The sequence below is a fragment of the Paraburkholderia sp. BR14320 genome (assembly GCF_040948665.1).
GTDB classification, from domain to species: domain Bacteria; phylum Pseudomonadota; class Gammaproteobacteria; order Burkholderiales; family Burkholderiaceae; genus Paraburkholderia; species Paraburkholderia youngii.
In genome coordinates, this window is the sequence record NZ_JBFPKG010000005.1 from 18,010 (window position 1) to 38,674 (window position 20,665).

Sequence of the window (20,665 nt, forward strand, 5' to 3'; positions counted from 1 at the left end):
GCATCCCACACACGAGCCCGCGGCGCGCCCTGCCAGTTCAGGTCATCATCGTCTTCGCGTAGCGGCGCTGAATGATCCAGTGCGACAACAGCGCCAGCGCAAACGTGACGACCATCGATACGAGCGACAGCACGGCCCCGAACGGCCAGTTGTTGGCCTTGGCGATCTGGTCGTAAATCGCCGGCGTCATCATCGTGATGCCGGTGCCGCCGAGCAGAACCGGTGTCGCGTATGCGTTCATGCACAGAATGAACACGAGCATCGTGCCGGCCGCGACGCCGGGCGCAGCGATCGGCAACACGACGCGCGCAAGCGTCTGGGCGAAGCTCGCGCCGAGATTGCGCGCAGCTTCCTCGATCGAAAAATCGAGGCCTTCGAGTACGCTCTGCAACGTCAGGATCATGTACGGCAACACCACGGCGGTGGTGCCGGCCACCACCGCGAACGGCGTATACAGCAGCCGCACCGGTTGATCGACGACGCCGAGCGCGATCAGCGTCGCATTGACGAAACCCGCGTTGCCAAGCATGACCATCCAACCCGCCGCGCGCACGACGTTGCCGACCAGCAGCGGAAACACCAGCAGCATCACCAGCTGGCTCTTGTAGCGGCTCTGCGTTTTAGCGAGCACATAGGCGACCGGAAAACCGAGCACGAGCGACAGCGCCGTGCACAGCGCGGCCACCTTGATCGTGGTCCACAGCACCGCGTGGTAGTACGGATCGGTCAGAAACTGGACGTAGTTCTCGAGCGTGAACGCCGCCTGCATCATCTGGACCGAGTCGAAATGATTGAAGCTGTAGCGCACCAGTTGCACGCCTGGCAGCACGATCACGAATAGCACGACCAACACTGCAGGCGTTGCGAGCAGGCCCCCGGTGAAGTCGCGGCGCCGCGGCGCGGCGTTCAGTGCGCTCGTCGTCATGGTTCAAAGTCCCGGCTTGAATTCCTTGTTCCAGAAGTCGAGCAGCGCCGGTTTTTCCGCGGTGAAGCGCGCGTAGTCGACTTTCACCAGACGATCGAGTTCGGCATTGGTGAAGCCGACGCTCTGTTGCAGCGTCGGCGGCAAGGCCGCATCGGTGACGGTCGGCGCATAGCCCATCGTCTCGGCGAAGCCGACCTGCGCGCGCGCATCCAGCATCGCGTTCAGGTAGTTGAAGCCGCACGCACGCGATGGGGCATTCTTCGCCACGGCGGCTTCGAACGTGACCGGCACGCCGCCCTCTTTCGGGAATACGTAGTCGACCGGCACGCCGCCTTTTTTCCACTGCAACGCGCGCGCTTTCCACATGCAGGTCATCCAGATTTCGCCGCTTTTCAGCGCCGCCGCGACCGCTTCGTTCGACGGATAGACCTTCGGCTGCTGCTTGCGCACCTCGCGCAGAAACTGGATACCGGCCGTCGTGTCGCCATTGTGCTGACCGGCCGCGAGTGAGGACTGCAGCACGTTGAAGTTGTACAGAATGTCGGAAAAGCCCACCCGTCCCTTCAGTTTCGGATCGAGCGCGACCGCGAACGAGTCGGGCTTCGCCTGAAACTTCTCCGGGTTATAGACGATCACCATCGCACTGAAGATGTGCGGAATCGAATACGGGCGGCGCAGCGCTTCGATCGTGCGCGCCGAGTTCGGCACCAGTTTCGTGTCGAGCGGTTCGAGCACGCCCGAACGGTTGACGTCGAACATGTCGATGTCGGCGAGACAGGCGACGTCGAGCGAACCGTGACGCGACATCTTCTCCGCGCGCAGCTTCGTCATGCGGCCGATCTGATCCGCCGAGTCGTAGGTGACGCGACCGCCGGCCGCCGCGATGATCGGCTTGCCGATGTTCTGCTCGAGCAGGTTCAGATAATCGCCGCCCCACGTGCCGACGACGACACTGGGACAAGTGTCGGCTGCCAATGCCGCGCGCGGATCGAAGCCGAGCGACGGAGCGACGAGCAGACCGGATGCAGCTTTCAGAAACGTGCGGCGCGTGATGGGATGGCTCATTTGATGGTCCTTCAGGCGGAAAAAAGCAGGCAATCTTCGGTTCTGAAGCACGCGTGCAGCGTGTCGCCCGGCGACCATCCGCCGGCACCCGCATGCGCGGTGTTCGGCACGAGCGCGACGAGGCTCTGGCCACGCTCGCTCGTGAGGCGTAATTCGACGGTTGCGCCGAGATAGATCCGGTCGGCGAGCCGGACCGGAATCGATACTTCGCTGTGCTCGGGCGCCGCGGCGAGACGCAGGCGCTCCGGGCGAATGCCGAGCGTGTTGGCCCTGGGCGCGGCGGCGCTCAGCGCGATCTTTTCGCCGTTCGCCGTGATGAACCGGCCGTCGTCGACGTGGCCTGCGAGGAAATTCATGCGCCCCAGAAAGCTCGCGACGAACGGATTCGCGGGCCGCTCGTACAACTCGTCCGCGCTGCCGATCTGCTGCACGCGTCCGTCGTGCATCACGGCGACGCGGTCCGCCATCGCGAGTGCTTCCTCCTGATCGTGCGTGACGAAGATCGTCGTCAGACCGAGACGCTGCTGGAGTGCGCGGATTTCTTCGCGAACCTCGACGCGCAGCTTCGCGTCGAGATTCGACAACGGTTCGTCGAGCAGAAACACGTCGGGCCGGATCGCGAGCGCGCGCGCAATCGCGACGCGCTGCTGCTGCCCACCGGACAACTGCCGCGGATAGCGTTCGGCGAGCGACGTCAGCCGCACCATGTCGAGCGCCTCGCGAATGCGCGTGTCGCGCTCGGCTTTTGGCACGCGCCGCATTTCCAGACCGAACGCGACGTTCTGCGCGACGGTCATGTGCGGAAACAACGCATAGCGCTGAAACACCATGCCTGTATTGCGCTTGTCGGGCGCGAGCCGCGTGACCTCGGTATTGCCGATCCAGATTTCGCCGCCGCTCGGCTCGACGAAGCCCGCCACCATGCGCAGCGTCGTCGTCTTGCCGCAGCCGCTCGGGCCGAGGAAAGCGACCAGCTCGCCCTCGGCGATATCGAACGACACGTCGGCGACCGCGGTCGTCGCACCGTACTGCTTGCGCAGATTGCGCAGGGATACCTGAGCCATATTCAGATCACCTTGCCAAGCTTCACGAATCGATCGGTGATCAGCATCACGATGCCGAGCAGCACGATCTGCGCGGCCGATACCGCCGCGATGGTTGGGTCGAGATTGAATTCGAGGTACTGCATGATCGCGATCGGCAACGTCGTCTTGCCGGGGCCGACGAGCGGCAAGGTCATCTCGAGGTTCTCGAACGAGACGATGAAGCCGAACAGCGTGGACGCGACGATCGCCGGCCGCAGCATCGGCAACGTGACGCGCCACAGCGTGCGCCACGCGCCGGCGCCGAGATTGCGCGCCGCCTCCTCGACGGTGGTGTCGATCTGGCTCAGGCTCGCGGTGACGAGCCGGATCGTCCAGGGGATCGTCAGGCAGATATGCGCGAGCAGCAGGCCGCCGAAGGTGCCGACGATGTCGGTATCGAGCGCATTTTCGGCGCGCAGATAGAACAGATAAGTCGCAATGCCGGCGACGATGCCAGGCACGACTAGTGGGAGCAACAGCGTGTTGCCGACGAGGCGCCGCCCAGGAAACCGGTAGCGCGCCAGTGCGAGCGAGGCGGCCACGCCGAGCACCACGCCGCCGAGCGCCGCGCCCGCCGCGAGCTTCAGCGACAGCACGAAGCCATTCGCGAACGCGTCGTTACGCCATGCATTGACGTACCACGACAGCGTGTAGCCGGATGGCGGAAACGTGATGATCGCGTCCTTGAAGATGCTCAGCCAGATCACGAAGATCAGCGGGCTCAGCATGAACAGATAGATGAGCGCGACGCCCGCCCTGACGAACCATTTCCCCGGGGCCAGACGTGGGCGGGACAAAGCGTGCGCGGAGACGATGCTGCTACGTTCGATCGGAACCTGCGTCACCGCGCTTTCTCCCTAGTCAGGATTACACGTTGGGGTGTGTCCGGCGGGGTGGCGACCTCAGGCCATCCCAGTTCCGCCTCGGCCGGCTGCAATGTAAATTTGCATAGCCTTGCGAACTGCGATTCACAGTAGCATGAATAAAATAAGGAGCAAAGCGGGTTCGGCCAGACGCGCGCTGGGGTTTACGCGGGCGCTGGGCCGCCTAGGGATGGGGTGTTTTCGCCGCAATGGCAAACCTGTCGAGCGTCGACGCGGCTCGTATCAGCGCGCCGCCTCGGCCCGTACGCTGCGCGATTTCACGCGCCAGTTCGCGAGCGCGCCGAGCGCCATCAGCACGCTGGTGCCGAGAAACACCGCGCGCATGCCGACATGTCCGCCGACGAAACCGCCCAGCAGCGGGCCGGCCACCTGGCCCGCGTACTGCGACGACACCGAGTAGCCGAGAATCGCGCCGGTCACGCTCGCCGGCACGTTGTGGCGGATCACGCTCGCGATGCACGGCAACAGGCCGCCGAGTGCGATCCCCATCAGGAAACGCAGCACGATCAGCTGCCAGCTTGCGGTGACGAACGCCTGCGGCACGAGCAACACCGCCGATACCGCGAGGCAGCCGACGATCACGTTCCAGTGCCCGACGCGATCGGCGAACCTGCCGAGGCGCGACGACGAGATCACGCTGCCGAGCGCCGCGCCCGACATGACGAAGCCCGCGACCATCGTCACGCTTTGAGGCTTCGTGAGCTGGGCGACGTAGACGGTGATGATCGGTTCGATCGACATGTTCGCGACCATCAGCAGCAGGCCGGTGGCAAGCATCGCGATGGCTGGCCGCTTGTCGTCGACCGAGGCCCACGCGCCCTTCTTCGACGCGCTGTCCGCGCGCTTGCGGACGGGCTGCTCGCGAATCAGAAACGCGGTCGCGAGAAAGGCGACGAAGATCGCGGCGCCCGAGGCCCAGAAGGTCGCGCGGATGCCGATCAACGGCGGCAAAAAGCCGCCGATCAGCGGGCCGACCAGGTTCCCCGCCATGATCCCCGACGACAGCACGCCGAGCGCCCAGCCCGAACGCGCCTTCGGCGTCTGCGTCGCGACGAGGATCATCGAGCCCGACGCATAGCCGCCGAGCAGCCCGGCGAGCAGCCGCAACGCAACCAGTTGCCAGGCCGAGTGCGCCATACCGATCAGCGACATCGCGACCGCCATGCCGAGGCTCGAGCGGATCAGCATCAGCTTGCGGCCGTAGAGGTCCGCGAGCTTGCCCCACAGCGGCGCGACGAGCGCGGCGCTGAAAAAGGTCGCGCCGAATGCGGCGCCGGACCATTGCACGATCGCCGCATGATCCTTCACGCCGAGCTGTTCGACGTAGAGCGGCAGGAATGGCAGCAGCAGCGTCATCGCGACGATGGTCGTAAACGAGCCGAACACGCACACGCACAGGTTGCGCTGCCAATGCGCGGCGGCTTCATCGCCGGCCGCCGGGGCGGCCTTGGCAGCCGCCGTGGCCTGCGCCTGCGGCGGCACCGGTTCGGCCGATGGTATGTCGAGCTTGCGATTCATCTTCGAGACTTTCCAGGTGACAAGGGGCCGTTCGAGCTATCCGAAGCATGCTAACGGGCTGCGTCGCTGTCAGGCAGTCAACCCATCATCCTGGTATCGCTACTACCTCTTCCCGCTAGTGGCCCGCGGCCGACGTGCTGTGCGACGTCTGCGGCGCGGCCGCCGCCGATGCCGCCGCATCCGACACCCCCACCGCGCCGCCCGGCAGATCGGCCGGCTTCGTCGAACTCACCGCATCCGGATAGAGCTGCATCAGCACGCGCAGCACACCATTGGTCCAGCCAAAGCCGTCCTGTAGCGGATACTCGCCGCCGCCCGCCGACTTGTCGCTCGCGTCGACGTCGTACTTTTCGACCAGCTTGCCGGTGCGCTGGTAGTACGCGACATTGGTGCGAATCCAGCGGGTCGCGATATCGCGCGCTAGCTCCGGCTCGCTGTAGCGGCGCAGCCCGATCACCGCGAGATACTGCAGCGGCGCCCAGCCGTTCGGTTCGTCCCATTGCTGTCCGGTATTGGTCCGCGTCGTCGCCAGACCGCCCGGGCGCAACAGATCGCGCCGGATCGTCTGCGCGACTTCGCGCGCGTCGTTGCGTGCCGCGACGCCGGTGTAAAGCGGGTACACCGTCGCGGCAGTCAACCGGTGCGTGAGCGTGCGATGCACGAAGTCGTAGTCGGTGAAAGCGTGCAGTTGCGGATCCCACAGCATCCGGCGGATCGCATCGGCGCGCACGCGGGCGCGTAGTTCGAGATTCTCGGCGTGACCCGCATCGCCGGTCACCCGGTAGGCTTTCGCGAGCGCGCGTTCGAGCTCCACCATCAGGCAGTTCAGGTCCACTGGCACGAGCGAGGTCACGTCGATGGTCGCGAGCGTCCTGCCGTCGGCGAACCAGCGCGAACTGAAATCCCAGCCGGTTTCGCCGCCCGCGCGCAGGTTGCGCCACAAATCCTGCGCGTCGCGTTGCGGTATCTGCTGCGCCGTCATCACATCCTCGCGGTACGACTCGTCGCGCGGCGCCGCGCGCTCGTCCCAGTAGCGATTGAGCAGCGTGCCGTCGGCGAGGCGCACCAGATGGCGGGCCGCGTTGCCCGGCGACAGATGATCGCTGCCCGCCATCCAGTACGCGTATTCACGGCGCAGCTCGGGCAGATAGCGGGCGTAGACCTGATCGCCCTCTTTGCGCGCGACGAGCTGCACCATCTGCGCGAAGAACGGCGGCTGCGAACGGCTCAGGTAATACGTGCGATTGCCGTTGGGGATGTGGCCATAGCGGTCGATCAACGTCGCGAAGTTGTTCAGCTCGTCGTCGACGAGCGCGCGCTGGCCGCTCGTGTCGAGCCCCAGCAGGATGAAGTACGAGTCCCAGTAGTAGATCTCGTCGAAGCGGTCGCCTGGCACGATGTACGACGACGGCAGCGGCAACAGCGAAGCGTACGGGCTGGCGCTCGCCTCCGGTTCGCGGCGCAGCACGCTCCACAGCGTATCGATGTGCGCGGTGACGCTTTCGTTCGGATCGGACACATAGCGCTTCGGCTCGCGCGAGGGCAGCGTGAAACGCTGTTCGACGAATTGCTTCAGGTCGAAGCGCGGCTGAGCGCGCTGGCTGTCGTAGTCGGCGATGACTTGCGCCGGCGGCTGGTTTGGCGACATGTCGGCGAACGTCTTGCTGTCCGGGTACAGATGGGCGAGTTCGACGTCGCGATACAGCTCGCCATACAGTTCGGACGGCGGCGTCGGCACGACCGGCGACGGCTGCGCATGATCCGTGTTGTCGACGTGCCTGGCCGCGGCGCTGCTCCCGGCATTCGCAGCCGCAGCCGATGCGGGCAGCGTAAGGGCCGGCACGGCGGGCTGGGTCGGTGCGACCGTCGGCGCGGATTGCGCGGTGACGCCGGTGCTTGCGGCGAGCGCCAGCGCCGTAGCCACGGAGGCGAGAACGCAGCGGTACGGCCGCTGGGGGGAAAACCAAACGGGAAGATCGGAACGAAATGGCATCGGCGGACCCGTTGAGGACGACGCGGTGACGTCGACGTAGGCGGCCCGCCGCGCATGCCGATCCTATGCTGCACGCTGCCGCGGGGCTTCGAGAGGGTCTCGCTAGCAAATGCGGGGCCCGCTTCGCAAAACGATGTCGCGCGCAAGCGCTCTCTACCAGGTGCCGACCAGGTTTCTGGCGACCGACCGCGCTCGAGGCATGAGCTTCGTCAGGCCGCGCGGCCCGGTCCGGCGCCGGCTTGCGGCCCGCTCATTCTAGGCGGAAACCGGCGTTAGCCGCCGGTCGCGAATCCTAATGACGCCGCCTTCGCGCGCAGATCCGCGAAGCGATCCGCCGCCGGGTTGATCGCCCGCATTTGCGACTGATCGATCGCCGATACCGAGCTCGACGGCGAGGGCGCGGCCGCCCCCAGGCAGGTTCCGCCGAACGGCCCCTGGGCGACCGTGAACGCGGGAGCGTCGGTGCGCGGCGCGCCGTTGAAATCGAGCGCGTAGGCGAGATTGAAGGTCGCCGGATCGCTGCCGCGCACGCCGAGCGGCTGCAAGCCGAAGCGCCATTGCAGCAGCGCGTGAATCGAGCTGGGGTCGAACGGATAGCGCGTGACCGAACCCGCGCGCACGCGCGGGCCGAGCAGCGCGAGCGGCACGCGAAAGCCGAGCTTGCCGTCGTTGCCGAGCGTGAGCTCGCTGTTGCTGATCGGCCTGGTGGGCGGCACCACGTGCTCGAGAAACCCGCCCCATTCGTCGTAGACGACGATCATCAGCGTGCGGCTCCACGTCGGGCTCGTGCGCAGCGCCTCATAGACTCGCGCGAGAAACGCCTCGCCATCGCGGATGTCGGCATGTGGATGGTCGTCGGCGGAAACGCCTTCGGGCTCGCCCGTAAATGACGGATCGACCATGCAGAATGGCGGCAGCGTCCCCGCCGCGGCATTCACGAGGAAATCCGCAAACGGGCGCGATATGCCGAGATACCGCGTGCCATAAAGCGCCGTGAGCGGCACGTCGTGGTAGTAGTAGCGAGCGTCGACATCGGCGTCGCTCAGCTTGTCCCAGATCGTCGCGAGCGACGACGTGTCGGCGCTGTCGTCGAGCCGGTCAGTTGCGCCGCTATGCAGATACAGGCGATTGGGAAACGTGCTGGTCAGGATGCCGCTGAAGTAGAAGTCGCCGATCGTGTAACTGCTGGCCACGGCGCTGAAAAATTGCAGGTCGGCCTGCGTGTAGAAGCCGATCGGCAGCAGGTCGCCCCGGCTCAGGCTCGTGCCCGGCGTGAGCAGCCAGCCATTCATCGCACCCGATGCCAGTTGCGTGCGGCCCCCCGAGAAGCTGTGATTGGGGTCCAGGAAGGCGCACGCCTGATAGCCGTACGCGGCATTCGCCGCAAGCGAAAACGGCGTTTGCGTCGCGCCGAACGCGTCCTTGAATTGCCGGTTCGCGGGCATGCCCTCCGCGCCCGGCACCCAGCCCAGGAAATGGTCGAACGAACGATTTTCCATCGTGACCAGCACGATGAAGTCGATGCCCGAGCTGGCCGGCGCCGGCAACGCCGGGCGCGGCAGGCCATAGCGGTCGGCGGCGTTGGGCGCCGGAATGTCGGTAATCGAGGGCGCGGGGTCGCCGCCGCTTCCTCCGCCCGTTATGTCGTCGCCCGATCCGCCGCCACCGCAACCCGATAGCGCAACGCTGCCGGCCACCGCGGCTACGCCGGCAAGAAAGCGGCGGCGGTCGTGTCCATGATTCTTGTGAGTCTCGTCGCCCATCGCACGCCTCCTGATTGGCTGCGGCGCGGGCATTCGTCCATGCCTGCCTGCCGCGGAGCAACACGCGCGCGCCGATTGGAGCGGCGGTTGGTCGTTGGCAGCAAGTTTCGAACCCGAGCCGGTGGAGGGCCGTTGCGAAGTGGCGATGTCTATCGAATTACTTCAAAGGCAGATGATGGCTTGTCTGCCTAAATCTCCACGCGCGCGCCGACTTCGATCACGCGACTGGCCGGCAGTTTGAAGAAAGCCGCGATATTGCCGACGTTGTGCAGCATCACCGCGAAAAGCCGCTCGCGCCATAGCGCCATGCCGTGGACGCGTTTGGGCACGACAGCCGCGCGGCTCAGGAACCAGGATGTGTCGTCCGGGTTGAACGTGAATTCCGGCGACTTGTGGGCGGTCAGCGTGCGCGGCAAGTCCACTTCGTCCTTGAATCCGTAGTTCACCGTTGCGTGCCAGCAACCCGCGCACAGCGGCCTGATCTGCACGCGCTCGCTGTCGGCCACCCACGGCACGTTTTTCGTGATTACGGTCAGGAAGACCGTGCGCTCATGCAGCACACGGTTGTGCCGCAGATTGTTGACGAGCGCGTGCGGCACCGCTTCGGCGTCCGGCGTCAGGAAGATCGCCGTGCCGCCCACACGCGTCGGCGAACTTTCGAGCAGCGTGGTGAGGTACTGTTTGAGCGGCGTCTTTCCCGCCCGCGTGCGCGCTTCGGCCAGCATCATCTCCCAGCCGCGTCCCCACGTCGCCATGATCGTGAACATGATCGCGCCGACTACGAGCGGGAACCACCCGCCATCGACGATCTTGAGCAGATTCGCCGAAAAGAACAGCGCGTCGATCACGAAGAAGAACGAGGTGGAGAGCACGCACAGCAGCCAGTTGTAGCGCCACGCGTAACGCACGACGAAGAACGTCAGGAACGTGGTGATCAGCATCGTGCCGGTCACGGCGATGCCGTACGCGGCCCCGAGCGCCGTCGACGAGCGGAAGCCCAACACCGCCGCGACCACGGCGACCAGCAGAATCCAGTTGATGCCGGGCACGTAGATCTGCCCGATCTCGCGCTCCGACGTATGCACGATGTTCATGCGCGGCAGGAAGGAAAGCTGCATCGCCTGCATCGTCATCGAATAGGTACCCGAAATAACGGCTTGCGACGCGATCACGGTGGCGATCGTCGCCAGCACGATCATCGGCACGATGGCCCACTGCGGGAACAGTCGGTAGAACGGGTTTTGCACCGCGCCGGGGTTCGCCAGCAGCAGCGCGCCCTGGCCCAGATAGTTCAGCGCGAGCGCGGGAAAAACGACGCCGAACCACGTCACACGAATGGGCCGCTTGCCGAAATGGCCCATGTCGGCGTAGAGCGCCTCCGCGCCCGTCAGCGACAGCACCACCGCGCCAAGCGCGACGAACGCGAGCCAGCGGTGATGCATGACCAGGCGGAGCCCTTCCAGCGGATTGAGCGCATACAGCACGACCGGCGTGGCGATGATGTTAGCGACGCCCGCCGCGCCGATCACGACGAACCACAGCACCATCACCGGCCCGAACACGGCGCCGATGCCGCCCGTGCCGTGCTTTTGCGTGACGAACAGGACGATCAGCGCGGCGAGCGTCACCGGAACCACATAGGTCTTGAGCCCGGGCTCGACGACTTCGAGCCCTTCCACGGCGCTCAGCACGGATATGGCCGGCGTGATCACGCTGTCGCCGAAGAACAGCGCCGCGCCCATCACCCCCACCACGAGGAGCCCGCGACGCAAGCGCGGCCGCGACGCGATCGACGACGCCGCGAGCGCGAGCAACGCCATGATCCCGCCTTCGCCGTGATTATTCGCCCGCAGGATCAGGACGACGTACTTCAGCGAAACGACGATCATCAGCGACCAGAAAATCAGCGAAACGATGCCGACGATATTGAAAGCATTGAGCGTGAGACCGTTGGCGGGATCGAACACGGTGGCAAGCGTATAGAGCGGGCTCGTGCCGATGTCGCCATAGACCACGCCGAGCGCGGCCAGCGCGAGCGCTGGAAGAGCCGGTGAGGCGTCGCCGTGGCCTTCCTTCCCCGACTCGGCGGTTGCGGAATGTGCCATGTCTCCCTCCTCATACGAATCGCGCGTGAGCCGTGATAGCGGCGCCGCGGGTTCGCTTCGATTCTTTCGTTTCGTTGACGTGAATTCGTCTGGGTCGCGCGGGCTGGATCGTGCCAGGTGCGCTACAGAAGTATAGAAATTTCCGGCGAAAATGCGCTTTGCGCGCAGCAGTCACGCATTCGGACGACGCCGTCGCGCCGTCCACTGTCAGCTTAACGTCCAGGTAGAACGGCGCAAGCGTCAGCAGACCGCCTCGTCTGTCCGCCTCGAAGGTGCCGTGCCCGCATGCTCTCCGAGTTCCATGATTTCCACGAGCCGCTGCTGGTAGTGCTCCGGCAAATACTCAGCGAGTGAATAGCTTCTGCCCTTGTCCGCCAGATGCTTCGCCAGTCGATCCAGTGCCAGTTCGAGGCTCTGAGGCTCTGACCGAAATTTGATCTTGTTGCCTACCGCGTCACCGGTCGTCGCCATGCTGCCGCCGTCGTGGACGAGGGCAGGCAAACCGAGCATCGCGGCCTCGATAGTGACGAGCGGCGCATTCTCGGCTCCCAACGATGGCACGACGACCGCGTCGGCAAGTCGAAAGGGAAAAACATCTCAAGGGCTCAGTGCTGTGAATTTCGTCGCGTTGTTTGTAAGAGCGTCTATTCCGGTACCCAGGTTGCATGGCCGCGCGGTCTCTTGACGCGGATCGACGACACGACGGCGGCCACCCCCAGCCAGGGTTTTCCCTCCTCCAGCACCTCAAAACTTGTCCTACTATCAAGCAGTTAAAACTAACTAACTCATCAGTTAGTCAGGTTTCCCATGCCGCAAGTCGCCCGCTCCAGAATGGGTCGCCGTCCTCATCCGCAGGACTTCGACGCACGCGAACATCTGCTCGATGTCGCGGTGACGCTGTTCGCCGAGCGCGGCATCGCCAACACGACGGTGGCGCAGATCGCGGCGGCGAGCGGCGTGACGTCCGCGATGGTGCACTACTGGTTCCAGACCCGCGAAAAGCTGCTCGACGCGTTGTTCGAGGAAAAACTGGTCGCCGCATTCGGCGCGATCTGGGACCCGGTCGATGCCGAACACGACGATCCGCTCGCGCTGACGCAAGGCATCGTCAAACGCATGTTCGACGTCACCGAGACCATGCCGTGGCTGCCTTCGCTATGGCTGCGCGAAATCATCAACGAAGGCGGCCTGCTGCGCGAGCGCGCGTTTGCGCATATCCCCGTGCAAAAGGTCGCCGCGTTCGGTCAGAACATCGCACGTGGCTGCGCGTCGGGCCAGTTGAATGCGCAGCTCGAACCGTTGCTGCTGTTCAACTCGGTGCTCGCGCTCGTGATGCTGCCGCAGGCAACCGCCAGGATCTGGCAGCGCCTGAATCCGCGCAGCTCGTTCGATCGCGCGACGCTCGAACGCCACGTCGTGGCACTGCTCACGCAGGGCATGAGCGCAGCCACCGCAGTCAAGACGAGCTCCAGGGCCAGGACCCGGGCGACGTCCACCGCACGCCGCGCGAAAGGAAAGCCGTCATGATTCCGTCCGCCCGCTCATCCACACGTGTCGCGTTGCTCGCACTGTGCATCGCGTGCGCGAGCTGTTCGCAACAACCCGCGAACACGTGGCAAGGCTATGTGGAAGGCGAATTCCTGTACCTCGCGTCTTCGCAGGCGGGACAGTTGACCGAACTCGCGGTCTCGCGCGGGCAGACCGTCGCGCAGAACACGCCGCTGTTCGCGCTCGAAGCGCAGAACGAAACCGACGCGGTGGCGCAGGCCAACGAGCAGCTGCGCTCCGCCCGCGCCCAGCTCGCCGACCTCGGGACCGGCAAGCGTCCGCCGGAAGTCGACGTGACGCGCGCGCAACTCGTACAGGCCGAAGCCGATGCGGCGCGCGCCGCGACCCAGTTCCGCCGCGATCGACAGCAATTCGACGCCGGCGGCATCGCGCAAAGCCAGCTCGACGACTCGCGCGCGAGCGCGCTGTCGAGCGCCGCGCACGTGCGCGAGTTGCAAAGTCAGCTCGCGGTCGCACGTCTGCCGGGGCGGATCGAACAGATTCGCGCGCAACAGGCGCAAGTCGACGCCGCGCAGGCCCAACTCGGCCAGGCCCAATGGAAGCTCGATCAGAAAAGCGTGCACGCGCCGCACGCGGGCCTCGTGTTCGACACGATGTATCGCAGCGGCGAATGGGTGCCGGCGGGCAGCCCGGTCGTGCGCATGCTGCCGCCGGAGAACGTCAAGGTGCGTTTCTTCGTGCCGCAGGGAGTGGTCGGTTCGCTCGCGCCGGGCCGTCACGTATCGATTCATTGCGACGGTTGCGCCGCCGATGTGCCGGCCGTGCTCAGCTTCATCTCGGACCAGGCGGAGTACACGCCGCCGGTGATCTTCAGCAACGAAAGCCGCGCGAAGCTCGTGTTCATGGTCGAAGCCAGACCGCAAACCGCCGATGCGCCGAAGCTGCGGCCCGGCCAGCCCGTCACGGTCACGCTGCAATGAGTGCGCCCGCGCCGCCCCCCGCCAACGCCAGCGAGCCCGCGTACGCTATCGACGTGCACGGGCTCAACAAGCATTTCGGCAGCAAGCACGTGGTCAACGACGTGACGATGCAGGTGCAGCGCGGCGAGATTTTCGGTTTTCTCGGCCCGAACGGCAGCGGCAAGACTACCTGCATCCGCATGATGTGCGGACTGCTGACGCCGGACTCCGGCAGCGGCACCTGTCTCGGCTACGACATCGTGCAGGACAGCGCGCAGATCAAGCGCCGCACCGGCTATATGACGCAGCGCTTCTCCTATTGGGAAGATCTGTCGATCCGCGAAAACCTCGACTTCGTCGCGCGCATCTACGAGATGAAGAACCGCCGCGAGGCGGTGGATCGCGCGCTCGAACAGCTTGGTTTGCAAAGCCGCGAGAAGCAGCTGGCCGGCGCACTGTCGGGCGGATGGAAGCAGCGTCTCGCGCTGGCCGCGTGCATGCTGCACGAGCCGGAACTGCTGCTGCTCGACGAACCGACCGCCGGTGTCGATCCAAGCGCGCGCCGCGACTTCTGGGAAGAGCTGCACCGCCTCGCGGCGCGCGGCATCTCGGTACTCGTCAGCACGCACTATATGGACGAAGCGGAACGCTGCCACAAGCTCGCCTATATCGCGTACGGCAAGCTGCTCGCGCAGGGTACGTCGCAACAGGTGATCGACTCGCAAGGGCTCGTGACGTGGGCCGTGTACGGCCAGAATCTCGTCGAGCTCGGCGACCGGCTGCGCAGATCGCCCGGCGTCGAGCAGACCGTCGCGTTCGGTTCGTCGCTGCACGTGAGCGGGCCCGACACGCCCGAACTCCACGCGAGCATCGATCAGTTGGAACGCTCGAACCCCGCGCTGCGAATCGAACGACAGGAAACCGGCCTCGAAGACGTGTTCATCTTCATGATGAACCGCTCGACCGACAATTACGCAACGCCTTCCGCGGGCAAAGCATCGTGAATTCCGCGCGCCGGCTTCCACGCTTTTCGCTGATGCGCTGGTGGAGCATCGTGCGCAAGGAGTTCTTGCAGCTGAAGCGCGACCGCATCACGTTTGCGATGATGATCGTGCTGCCGATCATGCAGATGGCGCTGTTCGGCTTCGCGATCAATACCGACCCGAAGCATCTGCCGACCGCCGTCATCGCCGCCGACCACAGTGAATTCACACGCAGCTTCCTGATGGCGATGCGCAACTCCGACTACTTCGACATCGTCTCGACGCTGCCCGACGAAGAGTCCGGCCGCCGCGCGCTCGCGCAAGGCAAGGTGCTGTTCGTGCTGAATATTCCGGTCGGTTTCACGCGCGAGCTGGCCAAGGGCGCGCGGCCCTCGCTGCTCGTCGAAGCCGACGCGACGGACCCGATGGCGGTGGGCACCGCGCTCGGCGCGTTGCCGTCGATCACGCAGTCGGTATTGCAGAAGGACCTCACGGGTCCGCTGTCGTCGCTCGCGGCCGGCCCCACCGCGTTCGATGTGCAATTGCACCGGCTCTACAACCCCGAAAGCATCACCCAGTACAACGTGGTGCCGGGCCTGATGGGCGTGATCCTGACGATGACGATGGTGATGATGACGGGCCTCGCGATCACCCGCGAACGCGAGCGCGGCACGATGGAAAATCTGCTGGCTACGCCGGTGCTGCCGCTCGAAGTGATGACCGGCAAGATCGTGCCCTACGTCGCCATCGGTCTGGTGCAGGTCAGCATCATTGTCGCGGCGGCTCGCTTCGTGTTCAACGTGCCGTTCGAAGGCAGTCTGATCGCGCTGTATCTGTCCGCGCTATTGTTCGTCGCGGCCAATCTGACGATCGGCATTACGCTGTCGTCGCTCGCGCAGAATCAGTTGCAGGCCATGCAGCTGACGATGTTCTATTTTCTGCCCAACATCCTGCTGTCGGGGTTCATGTTTCCGTTCGCGGGCATGCCGAAGTGGGCGCAGTACATCGGCAATCTGTTGCCGCTCACCTACTTCAACCGGCTCGTGCGCGGCATTCTGCTAAAAGGCGTCGGTTGGGCCGACATGTGGCCGCATGTGTGGCCGCTGCTGATCTTTCTGTTCGTCGTGATGGGTGTCGCCGTGAGGTTCTATCGACGCACGCTCGATTGAGGAAGGCCCGCAATGTGTTCCGCTCCTCGCTTTCGTGACGTGGTTTTTCATCGCGCGGCTTATTTATCCGCTACGCGTCGGCTCGCCGCCTTCGGCGCAAGCGCGGCATTGTGCGCGTGCACCGTCGGCCCCGATTTCCATCGGCCCGACGTGACCAGCGTGTCGAGCTATACCGCCGCGCCGCTCGCGGCAAGCACCGTCGCCGCCGATGGTCCCGGCGGCGCCGCACAACACTTCGTGCCGACCGATGTGCCCGGCGACGGCTGGTGGCGCGCGTTCGGCTCGCCGGCGCTGAACGCGCTGGTGCAGCAGGCGCTAGACGACAGCCCGACCCTCGCGCAAGCCCGCGCGAAACTCGACCAAGCGCAGCAGGACTACCGCGCGCAGGCGGGCGGCACGCTGTGGCCGCAGGTCGACGCGAACCTGTCGACCACGCGCGAAAAAATCGATCCCGAAGCGCTCGGCTTCGGCCAGCTGACGCAGGGCCGCGCGTTTGCGCCGTTCACGCTATACAGCGCGCAGGTCACCGTGTCGTACACGCTCGATCTGTTCGGCGCGAATCGCCGCGCGCTCGAAGCGGTGGCCGCGCAAGTCGACTATCAGCAATACGAACTCGAAGCCGCGCGTTTGACGGTCGCGGGCAATGTGGTGACGGCGGCGATCCGGCGCGCATCGCTTGCGCGGCAGATCGCGCTCACGGAAGCGCTGCTCGCGAACCAGATGCAGCAACTCGATATCGCCGAGCGCCGCTATCGCGCGGGCGGCATCTCCGAGGTCGATCTGCTGAGCCAGCGCACGCTCGTGCAGCAAACCCGCGCGACGTTGCCGCCGTTGCGCACGCAGCTCGCACAGACCGATCATCAGCTCGCGATCTATCTGGGACGCGCGCCAGCGGAATCGGCCACCGCGCACGACCTTGCCGCGCTGGACCTCGATACGCTCGTACTGCCGGCCGACCTGCCGCTGACCTTGCCGTCGACGCTCGCGCAGCAGCGGCCCGACATTCGCGCGTCCGAGGCGTTGTTGCATCAGGCGAGCGCGAACATCGGCGTCGCGACCGCGAACCTGTATCCGCGCATCACGCTATCGGGCAGCGCGGCGACCGAACGGGTCAACGTGTCCGACCTGCTGACGGGTTTCAACGTGTGGAGTTTCGGCGCGGGTCTCACACAGCCGCTGTTTCATGGCGGTGAACTGCTGGCGCGCAAGCATTCGTCCGAGGCGGCCTACCAGGCGGCGCTCGCCGTCTACAAGCAAACCGTGCTGCAGGGACTGCAACAGGTCGCCGACGCGCTGCGCGCGCTCGATCAGGATGCGATTGCATTGCAGGCGCTCGATGCCGCGCAGCGCAGCGCGCAGCACAGCGCCGGTATCGCGAGTCAGCGTTATGCGGCGGGCGGCATCAGCCAATTGACGCTGCTCGATACGCAGCGCCAGGAATTGCAGACCGGACTCGATCGCACCAAAGCCGCCGCGCAGCGTTATGCCGATACCGCCGCACTGTTTCAGGCGCTCGGGGCGCGGCCTTGAGTCACTGCTTCGTCATTGGTTTGCCGACGTCTCGCGCCGCACCTTGTTCAGCACGAGGTAGGCGAACGAGCCGATCACGATGCCCCAGAACGCGGAGCCGAGCCCGAGGAAGGTCATACCGGATGCAGTCGCGAGAAACGTGATGACCGAGGCCTCGCGATGGTCTTCGTCCTGGATCGCGCCCATCACGTTCGACGTGATCGCACCGATCAACGCTAGACCCGCCAGAATCGCGACGAACTCCTTCGGCAGCATCGTGAACAGCGCGACGATCGCACCGGCGAAGGTGCCGCCGATCAGATAAAACACGCCGTTGGCGATGCCCGCGATATAGCGCTTGTCCGGGTCGTCGTGCGCATCCTTGCCGGTGCACAGCGCCGCCGTGATCGCGGCGATCACGATCGTGATGCCGCCGAAAAACGCCACGCCGATCGACGCGATGCTAGTCGCGGTGATGATTGGCCGCGCCGGCGTGTGATAGCCGGACAGGCGCAGAATCGCCATGCCCGGCAGAAACTGCCCGGTCAGACTGACGACGACGAGCGGCAGCGCAAGACTCAGCGTCGAGCTCAGCGTCCATTCGGGTTGGATGAAGATCGGCCGCGTGACTTGCAGCGGCAGCGCGCCGAGGTGCGCGGCGCCGAGCGCGATGGCGAGCACCGTGCCCGTCAGCAGTACCAGCACGATGCAATAGCGCGGCAGCAGGCGCCTGAACACGATGTACGCGCCGATCATGCCTAACGCCAGCGCCGGCATCGACGTCGCAGCCTTGAACGCATGTGTGCCGAACTGCAGCAGAATGCCGGCCATCATCCCGCAGGCGATGCCCTTCGGAATGCTGCGCACCATGCGATCGAAATAGCCCGAGATGCCGATCAGCAGAATGATCACAGCTGCGCTCAGGTATGCGCCCACCGCCTGATGCAGCGTCAACGCGGGAAACAGTCCGACCAGCAGCGCGGTGCCGGGCGCGGACCACGCGGTCACAACCGGCACTTTCAGCTTCCAGCTCGCGAAGATGCCGGAGACGGCCGCGCCGATCGAGATGCCCCATACCCACGACGCGACCATCTCGTTGGGCATGTGGGCCGCTTGCGCCGCCTGGAAGAAGATCACGAGCGGGCCCGCGTACGAGATCAGCACGGCCAGAAAGCCGGCCACGATGGCGGACACGGACCAGTCGGCCGCAATGGCGCGCGCGGTCGGCGCCTGGCCAGGGGTGGGATTCATCGTCGATGTGGGTCGTGGCGGCCCGCTGTTGGTGACATCGCGCCGGGCGGAGCAGTCATTCCGGGCCGATAGTATGAAGGACAATCGCCGCGCGGCCTATCGGCGTGGTTCGGCCCGCCGCTCGCTAGCCTTGATCGCCGCCGCCGACCGGCAGCACGGTGCCGGTGATATACGACGCTTCATCGGAAGCGAGGAACAGGATCGCGCCGACCTGTTCGTCGATCGTGCCGTAGCGATGCATCAGGCTCGACGCGATCGTCTGATCGACGATGCCCTGATACCACGTGGCTTCCTGCTCGCTTTGCGGCGCGGTATTGCGCGGCACGCGGCGCGGCGGCGCTTCGGTGCCGCCGGTCGCGACCGCGTTGATGCGGATGCCGTGTTCGGCATGCTCGAACGCGAGGCTCGCGGTGAGCGCATTGACGCCGCCCTTCGACGCCGCATACGGCACGCGATAAATACTGCGCGTCGCAATCGACGACACGTTGACGATCGCACCGCTCGCGCGCTCCAGCATCGCGGGCAACACCGCGTGGCAGCACCACAGCGTCGGGAACAGCGAGCGCCGCACCTCGGCCTCGATCTGCTCGGCTTCGTACTCTTCGTACGGCTTCGCCCAGATCGTGCCGCCGACATTGTTGACGAGCGCGTCGATGCGGCCGAACACCTCGATCGCGAAGGCCGTCATTGCAGCCGCGCCCGCATAGGTTTCGAGGTCGGCGATGAACGCGCGCGCAGCGCCGCCGGCACGCGTAATCTCTTCTGTCACCTCGTGCACGATCGGCGAACGGTCCACCAGCACCACCGCCGCGCCCTCGCGCGCCGCGCGCAACGCGACGCCGCGGCCGATGCCCTGGCCCGCGCCGGTCACGACGAGCACCTTGTCCTTGAAGCGATCGATAAAGGTCGAAGTCATGCTACGTTGCTCGCCGAGAATTTTTCGTAGTAGAAGTTCGCGGGCTCGACGCTGCTCTCGCGCAGCCAGCCCTGCACCGCTTCGACCATCGCGACCGGGCCGCACAGGTAGACGTCGACGTCGCCGCTATTGAGCCATTCGCTGTCGACGTGCGCGGTCACGTAGCCTTTGCGCTCGTGGCTGCTCGCGGCATCGACGACACAGGTGCGGTAGCTGAAATTCGGCAGCGTGCGCTGCGCTTGTTCGAGCTGTTCGAGCGCGACCAGATCGATGTCGTGGGTCACGCCGTACACGAGCCGCACCGGCTGCGTGTTGCCGCTCGCCTTCAGCACGTCGAGCATCGACAGGAACGGCGCAATGCCGGTGCCGCCCGCGAGGAACAGCACCGGACGCTGCGGATCGCGCAGATAGAAGCTGCCATACGGACCCGTGAAGCCGATCCGCTGACCCGGCTGCGCATCGCGGCTCAGAAAGCCGCTCATCTTGCCGTCAGGCACGTTGCGCACGACGAACGCCGCACGCGCCGCGCCCGGCGCCGAGCTGAACGAGTACGACCGGCTCTCGCCGCTCGCGCCCGGAATCTCGACGTTCACGTATTGGCCCGCGAGAAAGCTCGGCGCGCTCGCGCCTTCGATATCGATCGAGAAATGGATCGTCGAATCCGACAGCCGTTCGACCGCCGCGAGCGTGCCTTCGAAACGCGACACCCCGGTCTTGCACGCCGCCGACGACGCCTGCACGCGAATCACCAGATCCGAGCGCGGCCGCGTCTGGCACGCGAGGATATAGCCCTTGCCCGCTTCCTCGGGGGTCAACGCATCTTCGACGTAGCTCTCCTCGGGCATGTCGTACGCGCCCGATTCGCACAGTCCGCGGCAGGTGCCGCATGCGCCTTCGCGGCAGTCGAGCGGAATGTTGATCTTCTGCCGATACGCGGCATCCGACAGTGTTTCGTTCTCACGGCAGCTGATGAAGCGCGTGACGCCGTCTTCGAACTGAAGTGCAATAGTGTGTTCCATGACCTGTCTCCT

The 20,665-nt window shown here is 65.5% G+C and carries 17 protein-coding genes; 5 read left to right on the forward strand and 12 right to left on the reverse strand.

Annotated features, from left to right (window positions below; genetic code table 11):
• Positions 1 to 37 precede the first annotated feature (37 nt).
• The 9 genes from AB3X89_RS06950 to AB3X89_RS06990 all read right to left on the reverse strand — a co-directional run bounded on the left by AB3X89_RS06950 (position 38) and on the right by AB3X89_RS06990 (position 11,890).
• Positions 38 to 925 carry an ABC transporter permease gene (locus AB3X89_RS06950; RefSeq protein WP_368582500.1) on the reverse strand — a complete coding sequence of 296 codons (888 nt, stop codon included), beginning with the start codon at positions 923 to 925 and terminating at the stop codon, positions 38 to 40.
• A gap of 3 nt (positions 926 to 928) precedes the next feature.
• Positions 929 to 1,990 (reverse strand): extracellular solute-binding protein, encoded by a 1,062-nt coding sequence (locus AB3X89_RS06955; protein WP_368582501.1) that lies wholly within the window; start codon positions 1,988 to 1,990, stop codon positions 929 to 931.
• An 11-nt stretch (positions 1,991 to 2,001) separates the two neighbouring features.
• Positions 2,002 to 3,054 (reverse strand): ABC transporter ATP-binding protein, encoded by a 1,053-nt coding sequence (locus AB3X89_RS06960; protein ID WP_368582502.1) that lies wholly within the window; start codon positions 3,052 to 3,054, stop codon positions 2,002 to 2,004.
• 2 nt (positions 3,055 to 3,056) lie between these two features.
• A complete protein-coding gene (locus AB3X89_RS06965; RefSeq protein WP_368582503.1) occupies positions 3,057 to 3,920 on the reverse strand; it encodes an ABC transporter permease in 864 nt (287 codons plus the stop codon).
• Positions 3,921 to 4,181: 261 nt separating this feature from the next.
• Positions 4,182 to 5,477 (reverse strand): MFS transporter, encoded by a 1,296-nt coding sequence (locus tag AB3X89_RS06970; RefSeq protein WP_368582504.1) that lies wholly within the window; start codon positions 5,475 to 5,477, stop codon positions 4,182 to 4,184.
• 115 nt (positions 5,478 to 5,592) lie between these two features.
• The gene (treA, locus tag AB3X89_RS06975) at positions 5,593 to 7,401 is read right to left on the reverse strand and encodes an alpha,alpha-trehalase TreA (RefSeq protein WP_368582505.1); all 1,809 of its coding nucleotides are present in this window, start codon (positions 7,399 to 7,401) and stop codon (positions 5,593 to 5,595) included.
• 341 nt (positions 7,402 to 7,742) lie between these two features.
• Entirely contained in the window at positions 7,743 to 9,233 is a 1,491-nt protein-coding gene (locus tag AB3X89_RS06980) for an alkaline phosphatase family protein (protein ID WP_368582506.1), read from the reverse strand.
• Between the two features lie 188 nt (positions 9,234 to 9,421).
• Positions 9,422 to 11,338: a potassium transporter Kup gene (locus AB3X89_RS06985; protein ID WP_368582507.1), complete on the reverse strand. Its 1,917-nt coding sequence runs from the start codon at positions 11,336 to 11,338 to the stop codon at positions 9,422 to 9,424.
• 240 nt (positions 11,339 to 11,578) lie between these two features.
• Positions 11,579 to 11,890 (reverse strand): glycosyltransferase, encoded by a 312-nt coding sequence (locus tag AB3X89_RS06990; RefSeq protein WP_368582508.1) that lies wholly within the window; start codon positions 11,888 to 11,890, stop codon positions 11,579 to 11,581.
• A gap of 279 nt (positions 11,891 to 12,169) precedes the next feature.
• On the opposite strand from AB3X89_RS06990, the gene AB3X89_RS06995 reads away from it, so the two are divergent.
• From AB3X89_RS06995 to AB3X89_RS07015, 5 genes are read left to right on the forward strand one after another with little or no spacing between them, the layout of a single operon-like run.
• On the forward strand, positions 12,170 to 12,865 hold the full coding sequence (locus AB3X89_RS06995) for a TetR/AcrR family transcriptional regulator (protein WP_368582509.1): 696 nt from the start codon (positions 12,170 to 12,172) through the stop codon (positions 12,863 to 12,865).
• Positions 12,862 to 13,827: an HlyD family secretion protein gene (locus AB3X89_RS07000; RefSeq protein ID WP_368582510.1), complete on the forward strand. Its 966-nt coding sequence runs from the start codon at positions 12,862 to 12,864 to the stop codon at positions 13,825 to 13,827. The genes AB3X89_RS06995 and AB3X89_RS07000 overlap by 4 nt, the downstream gene beginning before the upstream one ends.
• Complete coding sequence (locus AB3X89_RS07005) at positions 13,824 to 14,810, forward strand: ABC transporter ATP-binding protein (RefSeq protein ID WP_368582511.1); 987 nt, start codon at positions 13,824 to 13,826, stop codon at positions 14,808 to 14,810. Before AB3X89_RS07000 ends, AB3X89_RS07005 begins: the two co-directional genes overlap by 4 nt.
• Positions 14,811 to 14,842: 32 nt before the next feature.
• Entirely contained in the window at positions 14,843 to 15,958 is a 1,116-nt protein-coding gene (locus tag AB3X89_RS07010) for an ABC transporter permease (RefSeq protein ID WP_368582687.1), read from the forward strand.
• Between the two features lie 12 nt (positions 15,959 to 15,970).
• Positions 15,971 to 17,488 (forward strand): efflux transporter outer membrane subunit, encoded by a 1,518-nt coding sequence (locus AB3X89_RS07015; RefSeq protein WP_368582512.1) that lies wholly within the window; start codon positions 15,971 to 15,973, stop codon positions 17,486 to 17,488.
• A 12-nt stretch (positions 17,489 to 17,500) separates the two neighbouring features.
• Here AB3X89_RS07015 and AB3X89_RS07020 read toward each other — a convergent pair whose 3' ends face one another.
• The 3 genes from AB3X89_RS07020 to benC form a co-directional block, all read right to left on the reverse strand.
• Entirely contained in the window at positions 17,501 to 18,718 is a 1,218-nt protein-coding gene (locus AB3X89_RS07020; RefSeq protein ID WP_368582513.1) for a benzoate/H(+) symporter BenE family transporter, read from the reverse strand.
• A 124-nt stretch (positions 18,719 to 18,842) separates the two neighbouring features.
• Positions 18,843 to 19,634, reverse strand: coding sequence for a 1,6-dihydroxycyclohexa-2,4-diene-1-carboxylate dehydrogenase (locus AB3X89_RS07025; protein WP_368582514.1), 792 nt, complete (start codon positions 19,632 to 19,634; stop codon positions 18,843 to 18,845).
• A complete protein-coding gene (benC, locus tag AB3X89_RS07030) occupies positions 19,631 to 20,653 on the reverse strand; it encodes a benzoate 1,2-dioxygenase electron transfer component BenC (RefSeq protein WP_368582515.1) in 1,023 nt (340 codons plus the stop codon). The genes AB3X89_RS07025 and benC overlap by 4 nt, the downstream gene beginning before the upstream one ends.
• Between the last annotated feature and the right edge of the window lie 12 nt (positions 20,654 to 20,665).